Source organism: Micromonospora sonchi, assembly GCF_014646235.1.
GTDB classification, from domain to species: Bacteria; Actinomycetota; Actinomycetes; order Mycobacteriales; family Micromonosporaceae; genus Micromonospora; species Micromonospora sonchi.
The window spans coordinates 200,708-220,716 of record NZ_BMNB01000006.1 but is presented as its reverse complement, the minus strand read 5'-3'; the positions used below and the strand labels follow the sequence as shown (position 1 = coordinate 220,716).

Here is a 20,009-nt window from a genome sequence, read left to right as displayed (position 1 = left end):
GAGCCGAGGCGTGACCGGGTTGACCGAGCAGCGGCGCCGACGCCTGCCGGGGCCGACCGGGCCGGCTCATCTACGGTACGCCCGCGGCCTGCTGGGTCGTCCCTACGACGCCCTGCTCGACCTGCACCGCCGCTACGGGCCGGTGTGCGCGTTCGGCTTCGGGTCACAGCGTTACGTGATGCTCTTCGGCGCCGAGGCCAACCAGCTGCTGCTGACCGACAACCCGGCCCGCCCACGGTTCCTCTCCCGGGACGTGCTCAGCCTGTTGATCCCGGTGGTCGGCGCGCGAGCGATGGTGGTGAGCGACGGGGAGGATCACCGGCGGCGGCGGGCCCTGGTGCGGCCCGCCTTCGTCCGGCGCCGGATCGAGGGCTACGTCCCGGTCATGGTCGACGAGATCCATCGCATGATCGAGGGTTGGCCGGTCGGTGGCACGGTCAACGCCTTCGCGGCCGTCCGCTCGTGCATCCGGCGGATCGCGATCCGGTCGCTCTTCGGCGACCGGCTTCAGGCCCACACCGACCAGATCGGCCGGGAGCTGGAGACGGCGCTGAAGTACATCAACCGCTCGCCGTTCCTCCGCTTCGACCACGACCTGCCCGGCACCGCCTACCGCCGTGCGATGGCCGCCCGGGGTCGGGTCGACGAACTCGTCCGGGCGGAGATCGCCAAGCGACGCGCCGAGCCGGATGACCGGGGCGACGTCCTCGACGCGCTGCTCGCCGCCTGCGCCGACGACGGGGACCAGCTCGCCGACCTGGAGGTCCGCGACCAGGTGATCAGCCTGATCGCCTCCGGATACGACTCGAGCAGCTCGGCCGCCGGCTGGGCGGTCTACGCCCTGCTCAGCAACCCCGAGGTGTACGACCGGATCCGTGCCGAGGTGGCCCGGGTCGCCGGGGACCGGCCCTTGACCGCAGGGCTGCTCGGTGAGCTGACCTACGTCGGCTGGTCGGTGTCGGAGATCCTGCGGCTCTACACTCCTGGCGTACTGACCGGCCGCAGCGCGATCGAGGACATCGAGTTCGCCGGGGAGCTGATCCCCGCCGGCAGCAAGGTTCTCTACTCCCAGTACGTGACCCACCGCCTGCCCCGGCACTGGGCGGATCCGCTGACCTTTCGTCCCGAAAGATGGGACAGCGCGGCAGCCGACTACCGGGAGCCGGCCCCGTTCAGCTTCGTTCCCTTCGGCGGCGGCTACCGCAAGTGCATCGGCTGGGCGTTCGCCGAACTGGAGTTGCGGGCGCTGATCGCGGAGCTCGCCCGTCGCACCGAGTTGTCCCTCGTCGGGCCGCCGGTCCAGCCCACCGGGGTGGCCACCATGTGGCCCCGGGGCGGTGTACCGGTGACGGTACGGAGCGTACGAGCCCGCCCCACCGGCTGACCCCACCAACCACCTGTCGGCAACCGCACCGCGTGCGCGCCGCTGGCGCTTTGCCCGCTCGGCGAAGCGACCGGCTGGCTACAATCCGAAAGATCGGCAGACGTCGCGACGAAGCGGCATTCGGGGGCCTTGCCCGATCCGGTCCCTCCCGTCCGGTCCGCGGCGGCGCCAGCCGCCGGTGCGGTCCGACCCCGCCAGCCGAGGGTCTTCGACTAGCTGAGGTGTCGTATGAGTCAGTCGTCCATCCGTGACAACGTTGCCCCGGCCCTGAAGGAGCTGATGGCGCAGCGGGTCCTGGTGCTGGATGGCGCCTGGGGCACGATGCTCCAGGATGCCGGGCTCACCGCCGCCGACTATCGGGGCGACCTGCTGGTCGACCACCCGCGGGACGTGACCGGCGATCCCGACCTGCTGAGCCTGACCCGGCCGGACATGGTCCTGGAGGGGCACCGCCGGTACCTGGCGGCGGGGGCCGACATCACCAGCACCAACACGTTCACCGCAACCCGCATCAGCCAGGCGGACTACGGCCTGGAGGAGTACGTCCACGAGATGAACCTGCGCGCCGCGCAGTTGGCCCGGCAGGCGGCGGACGAGGTGGGCGGGCGGTTCGTGGCCGGCTCGGTGGGGCCGATGAACGTGACCCTGTCGCTGTCGCCGCGGGTCGACGACCCAGCCTACCGGGCGGTGACCTTCGAGCAGGTCAAGAACGCGTACGCGGAGCAGATCGCTGCACTCGCCGAGGGCGGTGTCGATCTGCTGCTGATCGAGACCATCTTCGACACCCTGAACGCGAAGGCCGCACTCGCCGCCGCCCGCGAGGTGGCGCCGCAACTGCCCCTGTGGATCTCGGTCACCATCGTCGACCTGAGCGGCCGGACGCTGTCGGGCCAGACCGTGGAGGCGTTCTGGCGGTCGATCGAGCGCGCCGAGCCGCTGGTCGTGGGCGTCAACTGTTCGCTGGGCGCGGCGGAGATGCGGCCGCACGTGGCGGAGTTGGCCCGGCTCGCCGGCACGTACGTCGCCTGCCACCCCAACGCCGGCCTGCCGAACGCCTTCGGCGGCTACGACCAGACGCCGGAGCAGACGGCCGGGCTGCTCGGCGAGTTCGCCCGATCCGGCATGGTCAACATCGTCGGCGGCTGCTGTGGTACCTCCCCGACGCACATCTCGGCGGTCGCGGGCGCCGTCGCGGGGCTCCCACCCCGCAAGCCGCCGGCGCACCCGCCGGCCACCCGGTTCAGCGGGCTGGAGCCCTTCGCCATCGGTCCGGACACCGGGTTCGTGATGATCGGCGAGCGGACGAACGTCACCGGGTCGGCGCGCTTCCGGCGCCTCATCGAGGCCGACGACTTCCAGGGCGCGGTGGGCGTGGCGCTGGATCAGGTACGCGGCGGGGCGAACCTGCTCGACGTCAACATGGACGCCGATCTGCTCGACAGCGAACAGGCGATGACCACCTTCCTCAACCTGATCGCCACCGAGCCGGAGGTGGCCCGGATTCCGGTGATGATCGACAGCTCCCGGTGGAGCGTGCTGGCCGCCGGCCTGACCTGCGTGCAGGGCAAGGCGGTGGTCAACTCGATCAGCCTCAAGGAGGGCGTCGAGACGTTCCTGGAACAGGCCCGGTACATCCGCGACCACGGCGCCGGTGTGGTGGTGATGGCTTTTGACGAGCGGGGCCAGGCCGACACGACCGAGCGGAAGGTGGAGATCTGCGCGCGGGCGTACGACCTGCTGGTGACCGAGGCGGGGTTCGCGCCGGAGGACATCATCTTCGACCCGAACGTGCTGGCCGTCGCCACCGGCATCCCTGAGCACAACGGGTACGCGAAGGCGTTCCTCGACGCACTTCCGCTGATCAAGCAGCGCTGTCCGGGTGCCCGGACCAGCGGCGGCATCTCCAACCTGTCCTTCGCGTTCCGGGGCAACGAGGTGGTCCGCGAAGCGATGCACTCGGCGTTTCTGTTCCACGCCGTACGGGCCGGGCTCGACATGGGCATCGTCAACGCCGGTCAACTGGCCGTCTACGAGAACATCCCGACCGACCTGCTCACCCTGGTCGAGGACGTGCTGTTCGACCGTCGTCCCGACGCCACCGACCGGCTGGTGTCCTTCGCCGCGGCGGTCAGCGGCCCCGGCGCCCGCCGCGAGGTGGACCTGTCCTGGCGGGACGCCCCGGTGGCCGACCGGTTGGAGCACGCGCTGGTGCACGGCATCGTCGAGTTCGTCGAGGCCGACACCGAGGAGGCACTCGGGCAGTTGGGCCGGCCCCTCGACGTCATCGAGGGCCCGCTGATGGACGGCATGCGCACCGTCGGCGACCTGTTCGGATCGGGCCGGATGTTCCTGCCGCAGGTGGTCAAGAGCGCCCGGGTGATGAAGCGCGCCGTCGCCTTCCTCGAGCCGCATCTGGAGAAGGAACGGCAGGAGGCCGAGCGGGCGGGGCGGGTCTCCCGCGGTCGAAGCCGGGGCAGGATCGTCGTCGCCACCGTGAAGGGGGACGTGCACGACATCGGCAAGAACATCGTCGGCGTCGTGCTCGGCTGCAACAACTACGACGTGATCGACCTCGGGGTCATGGTGCCCGGCGCGAAGATCCTGGACACGGCGGTGGCGGAGGGCGCCGACGCGGTCGGCCTGTCCGGGTTGATCACCCCGTCGCTGGACGAGATGGTCACCGTCGCCACCGAGATGCAGCGCCGTGGCATGAAGCTGCCGCTGCTGATCGGCGGTGCCACCACTTCCCGGCAGCACACCGCGGTCCGGATCGCCCCGGCCTACGACGCGACGACGGTGCACGTGCTCGACGCGTCCCGGGTCGTCGGGGTGGTGTCGGAACTGCTCGACCCGGTCCGCGCCGAACAGTTCGCGTCGACCACCCAGGCCGAACAGGAGCGACTCCGCGAGCAGCACACCGCCCGCCGCCAGCCACTGCTCACCCTGGCCCAGGCCCGCGAGAACCCGGAGCGGGTGCCCTTCGACGACCTGCCCGTACCCACGTTCACGGGCATCCGCACCGTGACGCCGGAGCTGGCCACCCTGCGCGCGATGATCGACTGGCAGTTCCTCTTCCTGGCCTGGGAACTGAAGGGCAAGTTCCCGGCGATCCTGGAGCAGCCGGTGGCGCGGGAACTCTACGACGACGCCAACACCCTGCTCGACGAGATCTGCGCCGAGGGTGCGCTCGAGGCGCGGGGCGGGTACGGCTTCTGGCCGGCCCACGCGGAAGGCGACGACATCGTCCTGGACGACCCGGCGGTACGCCTGCCGATGCTGCGCCAGCAGACCGTCAAGCCGGAGGGGCGGGCCAACCGCTGCCTGGCCGACTACATCGCGCCCGGCGGGGACCACCTCGGTGGCTTCGCGGTGGCGATCCACGGCGCCGAGGAGCTGGCCACCCGCTACGAGAAGGCCAACGACGACTACCGGGCCATCATGGTCAAGGCGATCGCCGACCGGCTCGCCGAGGCGTTCGCCGAGCACATCCACCTCCAGGCCCGGCGCGACTGGTTCGAACCCGACGCCGACCCGCTCATCGAGGATCTGCACGCCGAGCGGTTCCGCGGGATCCGGCCGGCGCTCGGCTACCCGGCCAGCCCGGACCACAGCGAGAAGCGGGACCTGTTCCGGCTCCTGGGCGCCGACGCCCTCGGCATCGGCCTGACCGACGCCTGCGCGATGACTCCGGCGGCCAGCGTCAGTGGGCTCATCTTCGCCCACCCGTCGTCGCGGTACTTCACGGTCGGCCGGATCGGCCTCGACCAGGTCGACGACTACGCGGCCCGCCGCGGTGTGGACCGCGGCGAGGTCGAACGCTGGCTGCGGCCCAACCTGGCGTACGACCCGGAGTGAACCACGGCCGCCGCCGTCTGTTTCGGCAGTGAGACCGACGGCTGTCGGAAACACGACCAGGGCGGGTCGGCCGTTGTCGGATGATCCGCTGTGGACACCTGTCGCGGGGTGTCCGACCCTAGACTGAGCATTCAGCCGCATGGATCAATGCCAGGTCGACCGTCCCTCCAGCCTGAGAGGAAGCGTCGTGTCCGACGACAGGCTCGACTCGTTTCCGCACGTCCGCGCACTGTTCGAAAAGGAGATCGCCGACGACATCGAGACCGGTGTCCAGTTGTCGATCTCGCACGAGGGACGCCACCACGACATCGCCGTCGGTGAGAACGGTCTCGGTGCACCGATCACCCCCGACACGCCGGTGCCCTGGACGTGTTCGTCGAAGCCGCTCGGCGCGCTGGCGTTCGCCCGTGCCTGGGAGAGCGGCCGTCTCGACCTCGATGACCGGGTCGCCGAGCACCTGCCCGAGTACGGCGAGGGCGGCAAGGACACCGTTCGGGTGCGGGACCTGCTGACCCACACCACCGGTGTGCCGGATCCCCTCCTCGCCCTGGACACGGACGGCCAGGAGATGCCGGACTGGGATCAGGCGCAGGCGCTGGTCTGGATGGTCGTCTGCGCCACCGAGACTCAGCAGCGGCCGGGCACGTCGATGAGCTACAACCCGATCACGAACTGGTTCGTTCTGGACCGGCTGCTCACCACCCTCGACGGGACCGACCCGGGCGACAGCTACCGGTCCATGTCCTCGCTGCTGGGCATCTCGGCGACGCTCGGGCTCGACCGGGACGGCGACGCGGCGCTGCCGGTCGCGCCGATCGCGCCGCCCGAGGAGGAGGTGGGGCTGGCGAAGATGGTCATGGCAGCCCAACTGCCGCTGCCGGGGACCGGTGTCTGGGGCAGCATGCGCGACCTGCGGGCGGTCGGCGAGGCGCTGCTCACCGGTCGCGCCGCCGACGGCACCGAGGTTGCCCGGCGGGCGACCATCGAGGCGCTGACCGCGACGCACTGGCCCGGCACGGTACGCAGCGTCCTGTCGGACACCGACTTCGCGTACGGCCTGGGGTTCATGACCCTGCCCCACCTGCTGGGTCGAGCCTGCTCGTTCCGCGCCTACGGCCACGCGGGCGGCAACACCTCCAGCCTGGTGGTGGATCCGGACGCCAAGGTGGTCATGGCGATGTACTGGAACGGCCGGCTGGCTGACGTACCGACCGTCACCCGCCGGCACGCCCTCGTCGACGCCGTCTACACCGACCTGGGGATCATCCAGGAGGCAGCTCGTTGATGCACGCCACCGGGTGCCCGGCGGTGCGTTCGACCAGGGCCGGTGGTTCCTCCGCGCAGGCGTCGAGCGCCTGCCAGCAGCGGGTCCGGAAGCGGCAGCCGCTCGGCGGGTTCACCGGGCTGGGCGGGTCACCGAGCAGCAGGATCTGCTCGCGCCGGTGGTGCGGGTCGGGCACCGGTGCCGCCGAGAGCAACGCCTGGGTGTACGGGTGCGCCGGCCGCTCGAAGATTTCCGCCACGGTCCCGGTTTCCACCACGTTGCCCAGGTACATCACGGCGACCCGGTGCGAGATGTGCCGCACCACGGACAGGTCGTGGGCGATGAACACGTAGGCGAGGCCGAGGTCCCGCTGCAACCGGCGGAGCAGGTTGATCACCTGCGCCTGCACCGACACGTCGAGCGCCGACACCGGTTCGTCGCAGACCACGATCTCCGGTTGGAGCGCCAGCGCGCGGGCGATGCCGATGCGCTGCCGCTGGCCGCCGGAGAACTGGTGCGGGTACCGGTCGACGTGCTCGGGGTTGAGACCGACGGTCTCCAGCAGTTCCTGGACCCGGCGGCGGCGCCGGTCGGCGGTGCCCAGCTCACCGTGCACGGTGAAGGGCTCGGCGATGATCTGCCCGACGGTCATCCTCGGGTCGAGCGAGGAGTACGGGTCCTGGAAGACGACCTGGATGCGCCGGCGCAGGTCGCGTAGCTTCCGGCCGCGCAGCCCGGCGATGTCGGTCCCCCGGTAGCGGATCTGCCCGCCGGAGGGTTGTTCCAGCCGGGTGAGCAGCTTGGCGAGGGTGGACTTGCCGCAGCCGGACTCGCCGACGACGCCGAGCGTCTCACCGGCGCGGAGCTGGAACGAGACGCCGTCGACCGCCTTGACCACCCCCGCCGACCGGCGGATCAGGTTGCCCCGCCGGATCGGGAAGTGCTTGGTCAGATCCTCGACCTCCAGCAGCACCTCGCCGGTCATGACGTGCTGTTCGCCCTCGCTGGCCGGGGCGCGCGGCGGCGTGCGGGGAGTCATATCGTCACGGCCTTTCGGGGATCGGCGTGGTGGTGGCGGGCTCCGGCAGAGGCTCGCCGCCCGGGGTGAGCCGCAGGCACGCGGCCCGGTGCCCAACGGTCAGCGGGACCAGTTCCGGCACCACGGTCGAGCAGTCCGGCACACGGACCGTGCAGCGCGGGGCGAACGCGCAGCCCGCCGGCAGGGCGGTCATCGTCGGCGGTGAGCCGGGAATCGCCCACAGTTCCTCGTCGGCGGGCCGGTCGATGCGGGGCACCGAGTCCAGCAGCCCCCGGGTGTAGGGCATCGCGGGGTGGTCGAACACCTCGGCGGCGGTCCCTACCTCGACCAGCCGGCCGGCGTACATCACCGCGATCCGGTCGGCGACCTCGGCCACGATGCCCAGGTCGTGCGTGATCATCAGGATCGCCGCGCCGGTCCGTTCCCGCACCGCGCGCAGCGCGGCGAGCACCTGGGCCTGCACGGTCACGTCCAGGGCGGTGGTGGGCTCGTCGGCGATGATGAGGTCGGGGTCGTTGGCGATCGCCATCGCGATCACCACCCGCTGGCGCATCCCGCCGGAGAACTGGTGCGGGTAGTCGCCGAGCCGGTTGCGGGCGTCCGGGATGCCCACCGTGTCCAGCAGTTCCACGGCCCGTTCCCGGGCTTCCGCCCGGGAACAGCCCCGGTGGACGCGGACCGCCTCGGCGACCTGGTCGCCGATGGTGTGCACCGGGCTCAGCGAGGACATCGGGTCCTGGAAGACCATGGCGATGCGGCTACCGCGCAGCCGCCGGAACCGGGGCTCGGCGAGCCCGACGAGTTCCTGGCCGGCGAAGCGGATCGAACCGCTGACGGTGGCGGTGGGTGGAAGCAGCCCCATCATCGCCGCGGCGCTGACCGATTTGCCGGAGCCGGACTCGCCGACCAGGCCGACCACCTCGCCCCGACGCAGGTCCAGGTCGAGGTGGCGGACCGCCGGCACGTCGCCGCCGTCGGCGGCGAACACCACCCGCAGGTCGCGGACCGACAGCAACACGTCGTCGGGTACGGCGTCGGCGCGGGCCGCGGGCTGGGCCAGGTAGCGGCGGCGGCGCGGCCCCTTGGTCTGGGTCGGGTCGAGGGCGTCGCGCAGTCCGTCGCCGATGAAGTTGATGGACAGCGCGATGAGCAGGATGACCAGGCCCGGGAAGTAGAACAGCCAGGGCCGGGTGGCGACCGCGGACTGGGCGTTGGCCACCAGCAGGCCGAGCGAGGTGTCCGGCGGCTGCACCCCGAACCCGATGAACGAGAGCGCGGTCTCGGCGAGGATCGCGGTGGCGACCAGGATGGTCACCGAGACGATGATCGGGCCGGCCACGTTGGGCAGGATGTGCCGCGCCATGATCCGCAGGTCGGAGGAGCCCAACGCGCGGGCGGCCGAGATGAACTCCCGTTCCCGCAGCCCGAGCACGACGCCCCGGACCACCCGGGCGACGCTGGTCCACATCAGCGCGGCGAGCACGACCGCGATGAGGACCCAGCCGCCACCGCTGCCGGCGAAGTTGTGCCCGAGCACGGCGGCGACCGCGATCGTCGGCACGGTGAGGAACAGGTCCACCAGCCGCATCAGCAGCGCGTCGACGGTGCCCCGGTAGTAGCCGGCGACGATGCCGATCACGGTGCCGACCACCGCCGCGCCGAGCGCCACGGTGAGCGCGATGAGCAGCGACTGCTGGGTGCCCCGCATCACCTGGGCGAGCAGGTCGTGGCCGAGCGAGTCGGTGCCGAGCGGGTGGATCGCCGACGGCGGCTGCGAGTTGTCGGGGGTGATCTCGTCGTGGCCGTACCGCCACAGCAACGGGCCGACGAACGCGAAGAGCGCGACGAGAACGAGCACCACCAGCGCGGCGGCGGCGAGCCGGTGCCGGCGGAACCGGGCGAGGACGGCGCGCCACTGCCCGGGCGTGGCGGCGGTGGCGGGCACCGGTGGCGGGTCAGCGGACACGGCGGATCCTCGGATCGAGAGCGGCGTACAGGATGTCGGCGAAGAGGTTGAACAGGACCACCGCGACCGCCGCGACGAGCAGCCACGCCATCACCGCGTTCACATCCCGCCCGTTGATGGACTCCAGCAGGTAGTCGCCCATACCCCGCCACTGGAAGACGGTCTCGGTGACCACCGCTCCGGCGAACACGGCGGTGAAGTCCAACGCGATGACCGTCACCAGCGGGGTGAGCGCGGTACGCAGGGCGTACTTGCGCAGCACCGTGCGCCGCCGCAGCCCCTTGGCGGTGGCCAGCTTGACGTAGTCGCTGCCGAGCACGTCGAGCATCGACGAGCGCTGGAACCGGCTCCACGCCGCGAAGTTGATCAGCACCAGGGTGATGGTCGGCAGGATCATGTGGCCGGCGAGGTCGGCGATCCGGCCGCCCAGGGTGGGCGGCGGGATCACCGAACTGTCGCCGACGGTGTAGATCAGCGTCTGGCCGGCGAGCGCGTTCAGCTCGATGCCGCCCTGCTTGAGCAGCACCGCGAGCCAGAACGACGGCATCGCCAGGAACAGGAAGCCGGTCGAGGTGAACAGGTAGTCGAGCCAGGAGTACTGGCGGACCGCGCTGACGACCCCGACCAGGATCGCCAGCACGGCCGCGATCAGCATCGCGATGAGGACGAACCGCATCGTGATGCCCAGGCGCGAGCCGAGCTCCATGCCGATGTCGGCGTTGCGGTCCACCGACGGACCGAGGTCACCCTGGATGACCCCGGTCAGCCAGTTCCAGTACCGCTGTAGCACGGGCTGGTCCAGCCCGAGCCGTGCCTCCTCGGCGGCGATCGTGTGCGGCGGTACCGGCGGTTGTCGCTCCCGCAGTTCGGTCAGCGGATCACCGGACTTGGCGACGGCCAGGAATATCAGGAACGTCGACACCAACAGCACCGGGATGGCGACGAGCAACCGCCGCAGGGCGAAGCCCACGATCTCCATGAGGAACCTTCCCGCGCCGCTGCCGGTTAGCTTTCGCCGCCGGTGATCTTCCGGAGCCGACCCCAGTGCCAGAACGGGATCCGGAAGTCGACCTGGTCGGCCCAGCCGTAGAACTCGTTGCTGCGCAGCAGGTAGATGCAGTACCAGAAGAGCGGGATCACGTTGACGTCCCGGGCCCACACCTCCTGCAACCGCCGGTAGTGCGCGATCCGCTCGGCCTGGTCGGTGGTCGACCGGGCGGCGACGTAGCAGGCGTCGGCGTCGGGGTTGGCCAGCGCGAGGTGGTTACGCTGCCCGCCGCCCTGCAGCCGGCTGGCGGTGATGTCCGGGTCGGGCATCATGTTGCCGCCGCTGATGGTCAGGTCGAAGTCGCCCTCCCGACCGATCTGCTGCGCCCAGGTCTCCGAGTCCAGGCCTGCGAACTCGACGTGCACGCCGATCGCGGCGAGGTCCTCCGCGATGCTGCGGGCCAGCCCGCCGTGACCGTCGAAGGTGGCCATGTAGAACATGCGCAGCGACAGCCGGCGCCCGTCCGCCCCGCGCGGGTAGCCGGCCTCGTCGAGCAGCTTCTCGGCCGCGGCCGCGTCGTGGCCGGGGGCGGTGACGTCGCGGGCCACGGCGTAGCTGCTGCCTGGGAAGAAGTTCGCCCACGGCTCCGACCAGCCGGGCTCCGCGAAGCGCTCCAGGCGGCTGCGGTCCACCGCCTGGGCGATCGCCAGCCGCAGCCGACGATCGGCCCACCGCTCCTGCCGGTAGTTGAAGCTCAGCAACGCCACGCCGGGGCCGCGCTCGCGGTACACCGTGGCGTGGGCGGAGCCCTCGGCCAGCGGCAGCCGCTTCATGGTCAGCACGTCCTGCGGGGCGAAGTGCGCCCGGCCGTCGGCGATCATCCGTACGCACTCGTCGAGGTCGGGTTCCACCACGATGGTGACCCGGTCCACGCCAGCCGGTGGCCCCCAGTACCCGTCCCAGGCCTCCAGCACGATCCGCCCGCCGGGCTCCATCTCGACGAACCGGAACGGTCCCGAGCCGACCGGCTGCTGGTTGTGCGGGTTGGTCGCCCAGTCGGTGCCCTCGTACAGGTGCTTGGGCAGGACGTGGGTGGCGGCGAAGTTTCCGAGCTGGGTGAGGAAGGCCGCGTTGGGCTCCGCCAGGTGGTACTCGACCAGGTGGTCGTCGAGCACCTTGATGTCGACGATGCCGTGCAGGAACGACGCGGCGTGGTAGCCGTTGGCCAGCGCGGTGAGGTGGGTGTAGGCCACGTCGTGGGCGGTCACCGGCTGGCCGTCGTGCCAGCGGGCGTGGCGGTTGAGGGTGAACCGCCAGCGTCGGGCACCGTCCAGGCACTCCCAGTGCTCCGCGAGATCCGGGTAGGACGCGGCCCCGCCGACCTCGGTGACGACCAGGCGGCTGAAGATGTTGTTGGCGACGAAGTAGCCGGCGCCCCCGACGACGTTGCGGTACGACTCGTTGATCTCGGTCGTGCCCTCGGGTACGACGACGATGTACTCGTCCAAGACCTCTCCTCGGTGTGGTGGGTGCCCGGGGATGCCCGGGCCGGTGGGAAAGTCAGCGCCCGGGTTGTCCGGGCGACTGGCGGTAGGTCAGTTCACGGGCCGGATCCGGCCCCAGTGCCAGAACGGCACCCGGAAGCCGACCTGGTCCGGCCAGCCAAAGAAACTGTCGCTGCGCAGGTAGTAGGCCGCGTACCAGAACAGCGGCACCCAGTCGACGTTGCGGGCCCAGACCCGTTGCAGCTCCCGGTAGTGCTCGCCGCGCTCGTTGCGGTCCGTGGTGGCCCGGGCGGCCGCGTAGCAGGCGTCCGCCTCCGGGTCGGAGAGCCGGGCATGGTTGCGCCCGCCACCGGTCTCGAACCGACTGGCGGTGATCTCCGGGTCGGGGATCATGTTGCCGCCGCTGATGGTCAGGTCGAAGTCGGCGTCCCGGCCGACCTGCCGCGCCCAGGTCGGCGAGTCCAGGCCGACCACATCGACCTCCAGCCCGACGGCCCGCAGGTCCTCCGCGACCGCGGCGGCGATCCCGGCGTGCCCGGTGAAGGTCTTCATGTACGCCAGTCGCAGTGCCGGCAGACGACCGGCCGAGGTGATGCCGGCCGCGTCCAGCAGCCGGACCGCCTCCGCCGGATCGTGCGCCGGCGCGGTGGCGTCCTCGGCGAACGCCCAGTCCACGCTGCGCGGCAGGTAATGGGCGTACGGCTCGGACCAGCCGGGATCGGCGAGCGGGACCAGCCGGCGACGGTCCACGGCGTGCGCGACCGCGGCACGGGCCCGCCGGTCGCGCCACCGGTCCTGGGTGTGGTTGAAGCTGAGCACGGCGACGCCGGGCCCGCGCTTGCGCCACACCGAGGCGGTCGTGCTCCCCTCGGCCAGGTGCAGCCGGGGGAAGGTGAGCACGTCCTGGACCAGGTAGTGGGCCCGCCCGTCGGCGACCTTGCGGACCGCCTCGTCCAGGTCGGGTTCGATGTCGAGGATGACCCGGTCGATCTGGGGGCGGGGGCCCCAGTACCCGTCCCACGCCTCCAGGACCACCCGCTCGCCGGGCACGTGCTCGACGAACCGGAACGGTCCCGAGCCGACCGGCTGCTGGTTGTACGGGTTGGTCGCCCAGTCGGTGCCCTCGTACAGATGCTTGGGCAGGATGTGGGCGAACACCAGGTTGCCCAGCTGGGCGAGGAACCCGGCGTTGGGTCGCCGCAGCACGTACCGCAGCTCGTGCGGGCCGAGGACCTCGATGTCCTGCACATCGTGCAGGAACGACGCGGCGTGGTAGCCGTGCGCCAGCGCGGTCAGGTGGGTGTACGCGACGTCCTCGGCGGTGACCGGTTCCCCGTCGTGCCAGCGGGCGTTCCGGTTGAGCTGGAACCGCAGGGTCCGGGCGTCGGGCGCCATCTCCCAGTGCTCGGCGAGATCCGGGTAGGCCGCCGGGGAACCGGTGTCGAAGACGACCAGCCGGCTGTAGATGTTGTTCGCCACGAAGTAGCCGGCCGAGCCAACGAAGTTGCGGTAGACCTCGTTGAATTCAACGGCCGGGGCCGGGACCTCCACGATGAAGTCCCGGCCGGGCCGGTGGTCAGCCGTCACTCTTGATGCCCCACTGCTCGGTGTTGTAGCTGGTGCCGAAGCGGGTCGGGTTGGCGCGCACGTTGCCGAAGTCGCTGCGGTACGCGATCAGGGTCGGCGTCTGGTAGATCGGCAGCGTCACCGCCTGCTCGCTGATCCGGGCGTCGACCTTGTTCAGCAGGTCGATCACCTGCTGCGGGTCCAGGGTGCGGGCGGCCTCGCTGACCCAGCCGTCGATCTCCTGGTCCTGGTAGCCGGTGTGGGTGCCCTTCGAGCCGAACACCGACTGGGCGGTGGCGGTCGGGATCACGTCCAGGTTGGTGCCGAAGACGATCAGGTCGAAGTCACCGGTGTTGACCGTGGTGCCGAGGCTGTCGGTCTCCTGGAGCTGGAGCGTGATGCCGAGCTGCTTGAGCTGGTTCTGGATCAGCACCGAGGTGTCCAGCCGGACCTGGTTGCCCTTGCTGTAGCGCATCCGCAGCGGCGGCACCGCCTTGCCCTTGGGGTCGGTGAGCTTGCCGTCACCGATCACGTAGCCGGCGTCGGTGAGGACCTTCTTGGCCGCCTCGATGTTGCCGTCGCCGAGGCCCGCCGAGGTCACGTTGTCGACGTACGCGTCGACGCCCTCCAGCTTCTGACCGGGCATGAAGTTGCGGTTGCCGAGCGCCTTGGTGCCGGCCGCGAACTGGCCGATGGTCTTGTCGATGATCGCCTGTCGGTCGACCGCGGTGAAGATGGCCCGGCGCAGGGCGACGTCGGCCAGGGCCGGGTGCGCGGTGTTGATGTCCAGGTGCTCGTAGACCAGCCCCGAGGCCAGCGAGGTGGTGACGTTGCTGATGCCCTTGAGCTGCTCGACGAGGTCGAGGGTGGGACGGGGCACCACGACCTGGATCTCGTTGTTGGCCATCGCGGTGACGGCCTGCCGCTCGTCGGTGAGGATCCGGAAGACGAGCTGGTCGAGGTGCGGGCCCTCGCCGTACCACTTGGGGTTCTTCTTCATGGTGACCGACTGGTTCGGCACGTACTGGTCGATCAGGTACGGCCCGCCGGACCAGGTCGGCACGGTGGTGCTGAAGTAGTCGTTGAACGACGTGGCCAGGTCGCCCTGCTGGGCGGCGATGTGCGCCGGGAGCAGGTGCGGGAACATCAGCCGCCACGGCTGGTAGGTGTTCTTGAACTCGACGGTGACGGTCTTGCCGTTGTCGCTGCCGGTGACCGAGGCGACCTGGTCGTACCCGGCCTGGGTGGCCGGCTCGCAGGTCGCGCACTGCTGCGGGTCCTGGACCTGCCAGGTGTACTTGAAGTCGTCGGCGGTGATCGGCGTGCCGTCCGACCAGGTGGCCTCCGGACGGATCCGGTACTCGACGGTCTGCGGCGAGTCCTTGACGACCTTGGCCTCGGTGAGCAGCGCGTCGTTCTTGGCCATGGTGAAGTCCGGCAGGGAGATCATCGCGTGCGGGAGCACGGGGTTGAGGATCTGCCGGTAGCCGAAGACGTCGCCGGTGGCGTGCAGGATGTTCCAGTTCTTGACGTCGACCTCGATCGAGTAGGCGAGCGTTCCGCCGTCGCCGACCTTGGCCTGGTTGGCGTCGACCTGCCCGGCCTGGACGCCGGAACCGACGTCCTCGCCCCCCGTCCCGCCGGTGCAGGCGGCGAGAAGGGACAGCAGGGCGAGCGCGGCTGTCGCCGCCCGAAGACGGCGGTGAGGGTTTCGGTATGACACGGGGGGCCTCTCGGTACGTGGACGTGCGTGGTGCTGCGCGGGGGCTGGCATCAGACGGATGATGCGCTGGTGGCGCGTGTTCCACGTCGGCCAGCCGAGGTCACCCCGTGGTGCACGGCACGACCGATCGGTCGCCGACAGCCAGGGTGGCTTTCCACACTGCGGATATTAGTATCCACATCGCGCTCGTCAAGTGTTCGTTCGGTGGAACTCCCGTCGGCCGGGCGGGCACTCCGGCGACAGCAGCCGAATCCGCTCGGGTGGCGGCAGCGCCGGACCCCTCGTACGGCATACGATGTGCGCCGCGCGGCATTGGCGTGTGCGAGACCGGAGCGGTACAGGAACGAGGGGATATGGCGCGCGGGAGCGATGGCGAGGGCGGCGGCGTCCAGTCCGTCAAGCGGGCGTTGCAGATCATGAACGTCATCGCCGACACCGGAGCGCCGTGTGGGCTGTCCGAACTGGCGGGCGCCACCGGACTGCCGATCGCCACCATCCACCGGCTGCTCCGGACCCTGATCGGCGCCGGCATCCTGCGTCAGGAGCCGGACCGGCGGTACGCGCTCGGCAGCGCGCTCGTTCACCTCGGCGACCAGGCCCTGGCGATGATCGCCCCGCTGGTCCGACCGCACCTGACGGCGCTGGTGGACGCCCTCGGCGAGACCGCCAACGCGGCCCGCCTCGAAGGAACGCAGATCGTCTATCTGGCCCAGGTTCCCTCCCGGCACCAGATGCGGATGTTCACCGAGGTCGGCCGCCGGGTGGAGGCGTACCGGACGGCGGTCGGCAAGGCGATGCTCGCCCAGCTCGACGACCAGATGATCGCCGAGGTCTACGCCAACACCGAGTTCGTCGCCACCACGCCGACCACCATCACCTGCCTGGACGACCTGCTGCGGCAGCTGCAGTCGGTACGCCGGGACGGCTACGCGATAGACGACGGGGAGCAGGAGATCGGGGTGCGCTGCGTGGCGGTGGCGGTGCCCGGACCGCCCAGCACGCTGGCACTGTCGGTCTCCGGGCCGACCGCCCGGATCAACGACGGCCTGGTCGCCAGGGCCGTGCCGCTGCTGCAGCAGTCGTCCTCGGCGATCGCGGCGGCCAACCGGGCCACCTACCCCGGGCTGCCGGCACCCCGGGCGGCCCGCTAGCCACACCGGAACGGCCGGCACACCCGGCCGGCCGGCACACCGCCGACCGGCCGCGACACCTGCACACGGGCCGCAACGCCGGCCGCCGGGCAGACCCGCGCGACCGGCGTTGCGACGATCGATTCAGCTGGCGAGCAACCGGTACGCCGGCAGGGTCAGGAAGTCGACGTAGGTCGCCCCGAGCGCGACCTCCTCGAACACCTCGCGGGCCGCCTCGTACCGGCTGGCGGCGAACCGCTCCGCGCCCAGCTCGGTCCGGAGCGCGTCGATCTCCTCGGCGATCAGGCCCCGGACCCGCTCCGCCGTGACCACCTCACCGCTGTCCAGCGCCGTGCCGGTCTGCACCCACTGCCAGACCTGGGAACGGGAGATCTCCGCCGTGGCCGCGTCCTCCATCAGGTTGAAGATCGCCACCGCGCCGGTACCGCGCAGCCACGCCTCGATGTAGCGCAGCCCGACCGCGATGTTGTTACGCAGCCCCGCCGCGGTCACCGAGCCCGGCGTGGCCGCGATGTCAAGCAGGTCCTCGGCGGTGACCTTGACATCGTCCCGCTGCCGCTCGACCTGGTTCGGCCGGTCCCCCAGAACCGCGTCGAACACCTCCCGGCAGACCGGCACCAGGTCCGGGTGCGCGACCCAGGAGCCGTCGAAGCCGTCGCCGGCCTCGCGTTCCTTGTCCGCCCGCACCTTGGCCAGGGCCGCCGCGGTGATCTCCGGCTCCCGCCGGTTCGGGATGAAGGCCGCCATCCCGCCCATCGCCACCGCGCCCCGCCGGTGGCAGGTCGCGACCAGCAGGTCGGTGTACGACCGCATCATCGGGGCCGTCATCGTCACCGAGTTGCGTTCGGGCAGCACGAACCCGGATCCGGCGTCACGGAAGGTCTTGATGATGCTGAACAGGTAGTCCCAGCGACCGGCGTTCAGTCCCGAGGCGTGCTCGCGCAGCTCGTAGAGGATCTCGTCCATCTCGAACGCGGCGGTGATGGTCTCGATGAGCACGGTGGCGCGGATCGTGCCGGTCGGGATGCCCAGCGCCTCCTGCGCGTGGCGGAACACGTCGTTCCAGAGCCGCGCCTCCCGGTGCCCCTCCAGCTTGGGCAGGTAGAAGTACGGCCCGCTGCCGGCGGCGAGCAGCCGTCGCGCGTTGTGGAAGAAGTAGAGGCCGAAGTCGACCAGGCCAGCGACGGCCGGCGCCCCGTCCACCAACAGGTGCTGTTCGTCGAGGTGCCAGCCGCGCGGCCGGACCACGATCGCCGGCAATGGCCCGTCGCCGAGCTGGTAGCGCTTGCCCTCCGGGCTGGTGAAGTCGATCCGGCGCTCGATGGCGTCGGTCAGGTTGAGCTGGCCGGCGACGACGTTCGTCCAGGTCGGGGCGGTGGCGTCCTCGAAGTCGGCGAGCCACACCTTGGCCCCGGAGTTCAGCGCGTTGATCGTCATCTTCCGGTCGGTGGGACCGGTGATCTCCACTCGCCGGTCACGCAGGTCGGCCGGGGCGGGTGCCACCTGCCAGGTGCCCGCTCGGACATCGGCCGTCTCCGGCAGGAAGTCCAGCCGCCCGGTCCGGGCGATCTCGGTACGCCGCCGCACCCGCTCGGTGAGCAGCCGGTCCCGGTCGCCGTGGAAACGGCGGTGCAGGTCGGCGACGAACGCGAGCGCGTCGGGGGTGAGCACGTCCTCGCTGCCCACAACGGCCGGTCCAACGATCGTCACCGAGGCGTCTGTGGCCACGCCCGACCTCCAGTCTTTCGTATGGTGAATAATGAATTCCGCATGGCGGAATACGGGGGGTACCATACCACCAGCCGAGGCCTTCTGGAACGACGTGCGACAGCACGAGAACGACCTGCCGAAGCCGGCCCCGGCCGGACCTCCTGAGTGCCGATCCCGGCCGGACCTGCGAAAAGCCGGGCCTGTCGAAGAAGACAGGCCCGGCCAAAGATTCGCTCTGGACGGTCAGCCGCCGAGCGTGGCCAGCTCCGAGACGACCACGTTGGTCAGGGCTCGACCGTCCCGGCGGACCTGGCGCAGATACCACTTCTGGATCGGCGCGTGCGTGGTCTTCGCGAACTGCCACGGCCCGCGCGGGCTGGTGAGTTGCCCGAGTCCGCCGATCGCGGTGTTGATCGCATCCGGGCTCGGGTTGGTGCCGGCCGCGGCGATCGCCCGGTCCAGCACGGCCGCCGCGTCGTACGACGCCATCACCACCGAGGTGGGCACCCGGCCCGGGTACGCCGCGTTCCAGGCGGCGACGAACTCCCGGTTGGCCGCGTTGTCGAGGTCGGGCGAGTAGTTCAGACCGTTGTAGATGCCCTCCGCCGCATCGCCCTGCTCGGGCAGGCTCGCCGGCTCCGTCACGAAGCCGGCCGCGTAGAGCGGCAGGTGGGACACCTTCGACTTGGCGTACTGCTTGACGAAGGTGATGGCGTTCTGCGCGTCGAAGAAGCAGTAGATCGCGGCCGCGCCGGACTCGGCGATCTCGTCCAGGTACGGTCCGAAGTCCTCGGTGACCGGGAACGGGCTGAAGACGGGCTTGCCGGTCGGGTTGGCCAGCCGGCCACCGAGCTCGGTGAAGGTCTCCGCAAAACCGCGCAGCTCATCCCGGCCGCTCTGGAAGTCCGGCCCGATGGCGTAGACCGAGCCCCGCTTGACCTGCTGCTTGACGAAGGGCGCCATGGCCACACCCGGCTCGACGGAGATCAGGTTGGTGTGCCAGACGTACGCGACGTCGGTCAGCGCCGGGCGCCCCAGCCCGCCGACGATCGGCACCTTGTGCTTGTTGGTGAGCGGATGGATGGCGGCGACACTGCCGCCGTTGATCATGCCGGTGACCGCTGAGACCTTGTCCTGCTCCAACAGTTTCGTGGCGGACTCGACGGCGACCTTGGGGTCGTAACCCTCGTCGCCGACGACCAGCTCGGCTGGGTGGCCGCCGAGCCGCCCGCCGCGCATGTCCAGGTAGAGCTGGAACCCGTCGCGCAGCTCCGAACCGGGCGCCTGGAGGGAGCCCTCCAGGACGGTGAGCATTCCGATCCGGATGGTCTGCGCCTCCGACTCCGACCCGTCGTCGCAGCCGGCGACACCGAACGCCAGAACGCCGGTCAGGAAAGCGGCGACCAGACGCCGCGCGGCGGGGACGGCGGCTCGGGCCGGGCGGGCGGCGGTCACAGCATCCCCAGCAGCTGGGAGCGCACCGCCGGGGTGAGCGCCTCACCCATCCGGTTCGCCAGGTCGGTCATCTCGTACGAGACCTGACCGACGTCGCAGGCGGGTGAGGCCAGCACGAGCAGGGACGCCCCGTCGCTGAACGCCATGCAGAACATGAAGCCCCCCTCCATCTGAGTCACGTTGGAGATCACCGAGCCGGCCTCGAAGAACCGGGCGGCCCCGACGAGCAGGGCGATGAGTCCGCTTCCGGTGGCGGCGAGCTGGTCCGCCCGGTCCCGGGGCAGGCCGTGGTTGTGCGCCAGGACCAGCCCGTCGGTCGAGATGGCGAGGGCGTGGCTGACCTCGGGGGTACGGCCGACAAAATTCTGCAGCAGCCAGCTCAGGTCGTTCGGGCTCGTCACGG

13 protein-coding genes are annotated in these 20,009 nt (G+C 70.8%); 4 read left to right on the top strand and 9 right to left on the bottom strand.

The annotated features are described in order from the left end of the window. Positions 1-10 precede the first annotated feature (10 nt). The 3 genes from IEY61_RS09065 (at position 11) to IEY61_RS09055 (ending at position 6,524) form a co-directional block, all read left to right on the top strand. Positions 11-1,384, top strand: a complete 1,374-nt coding sequence (locus IEY61_RS09065) for a cytochrome P450 (protein WP_189042442.1) — start codon at positions 11-13, stop codon at positions 1,382-1,384. Positions 1,385-1,612: 228 nt separating this feature from the next. Next, positions 1,613-5,239, top strand: coding sequence for a methionine synthase (gene metH / locus IEY61_RS09060; RefSeq protein ID WP_189042440.1), 3,627 nt, complete (start codon positions 1,613-1,615; stop codon positions 5,237-5,239). 187 nt (positions 5,240-5,426) lie between these two features. After that, entirely contained in the window at positions 5,427-6,524 is a 1,098-nt protein-coding gene (locus IEY61_RS09055) for a serine hydrolase domain-containing protein (protein WP_189042438.1), read from the top strand. Here the strand turns inward: IEY61_RS09055 and IEY61_RS09050 are convergent. The 6 genes from IEY61_RS09050 to IEY61_RS09025 all read right to left on the bottom strand — a co-directional run bounded on the left by IEY61_RS09050 (position 6,502) and on the right by IEY61_RS09025 (position 15,290). Further along, on the bottom strand, positions 6,502-7,488 hold the full coding sequence (locus IEY61_RS09050) for an ABC transporter ATP-binding protein (protein WP_189042534.1): 987 nt from the start codon (positions 7,486-7,488) through the stop codon (positions 6,502-6,504). The two genes, IEY61_RS09055 and IEY61_RS09050, sit on opposite strands and share 23 nt — an antisense overlap. Before the next feature lie 58 nt (positions 7,489-7,546). Beyond that, entirely contained in the window at positions 7,547-9,508 is a 1,962-nt protein-coding gene (locus tag IEY61_RS09045) for a dipeptide/oligopeptide/nickel ABC transporter permease/ATP-binding protein (RefSeq protein ID WP_189042436.1), read from the bottom strand. After that, complete coding sequence (locus IEY61_RS09040; protein ID WP_229705773.1) at positions 9,498-10,487, bottom strand: ABC transporter permease; 990 nt, start codon at positions 10,485-10,487, stop codon at positions 9,498-9,500. The genes IEY61_RS09045 and IEY61_RS09040 overlap by 11 nt, the downstream gene beginning before the upstream one ends. Before the next feature lie 26 nt (positions 10,488-10,513). Continuing rightward, positions 10,514-12,004, bottom strand: coding sequence for an ABC transporter substrate-binding protein (locus IEY61_RS09035; RefSeq protein WP_189042434.1), 1,491 nt, complete (start codon positions 12,002-12,004; stop codon positions 10,514-10,516). Positions 12,005-12,091: 87 nt separating this feature from the next. Beyond that, positions 12,092-13,588 (bottom strand): ABC transporter substrate-binding protein, encoded by a 1,497-nt coding sequence (locus IEY61_RS09030; protein ID WP_189042432.1) that lies wholly within the window; start codon positions 13,586-13,588, stop codon positions 12,092-12,094. Then, on the bottom strand, positions 13,578-15,290 hold the full coding sequence (locus IEY61_RS09025) for an ABC transporter family substrate-binding protein (protein ID WP_189042430.1): 1,713 nt from the start codon (positions 15,288-15,290) through the stop codon (positions 13,578-13,580). The genes IEY61_RS09030 and IEY61_RS09025 overlap by 11 nt, the downstream gene beginning before the upstream one ends. A 353-nt stretch (positions 15,291-15,643) precedes the next feature. Here IEY61_RS09025 and IEY61_RS09020 point away from each other — a divergent pair, with 353 nt between their 5' ends. Then, the gene (locus tag IEY61_RS09020; protein ID WP_189042428.1) at positions 15,644-16,441 is read left to right on the top strand and encodes an IclR family transcriptional regulator; all 798 of its coding nucleotides are present in this window, start codon (positions 15,644-15,646) and stop codon (positions 16,439-16,441) included. A 123-nt stretch (positions 16,442-16,564) separates the two neighbouring features. On the opposite strand, the gene aceB is transcribed toward IEY61_RS09020, so the two are convergent. The 3 genes from aceB to IEY61_RS09005 form a co-directional block, all read right to left on the bottom strand. Further along, positions 16,565-18,151, bottom strand: coding sequence for a malate synthase A (aceB, locus tag IEY61_RS09015; RefSeq protein ID WP_229705772.1), 1,587 nt, complete (start codon positions 18,149-18,151; stop codon positions 16,565-16,567). A 243-nt stretch (positions 18,152-18,394) separates the two neighbouring features. Next, complete coding sequence (locus tag IEY61_RS09010) at positions 18,395-19,606, bottom strand: ABC transporter substrate-binding protein (RefSeq protein ID WP_229705771.1); 1,212 nt, start codon at positions 19,604-19,606, stop codon at positions 18,395-18,397. Next, a complete protein-coding gene (locus IEY61_RS09005; RefSeq protein ID WP_189042424.1) occupies positions 19,603-20,007 on the bottom strand; it encodes a roadblock/LC7 domain-containing protein in 405 nt (134 codons plus the stop codon). The genes IEY61_RS09010 and IEY61_RS09005 overlap by 4 nt, the downstream gene beginning before the upstream one ends. Positions 20,008-20,009: the final 2 nt, after the last annotated feature.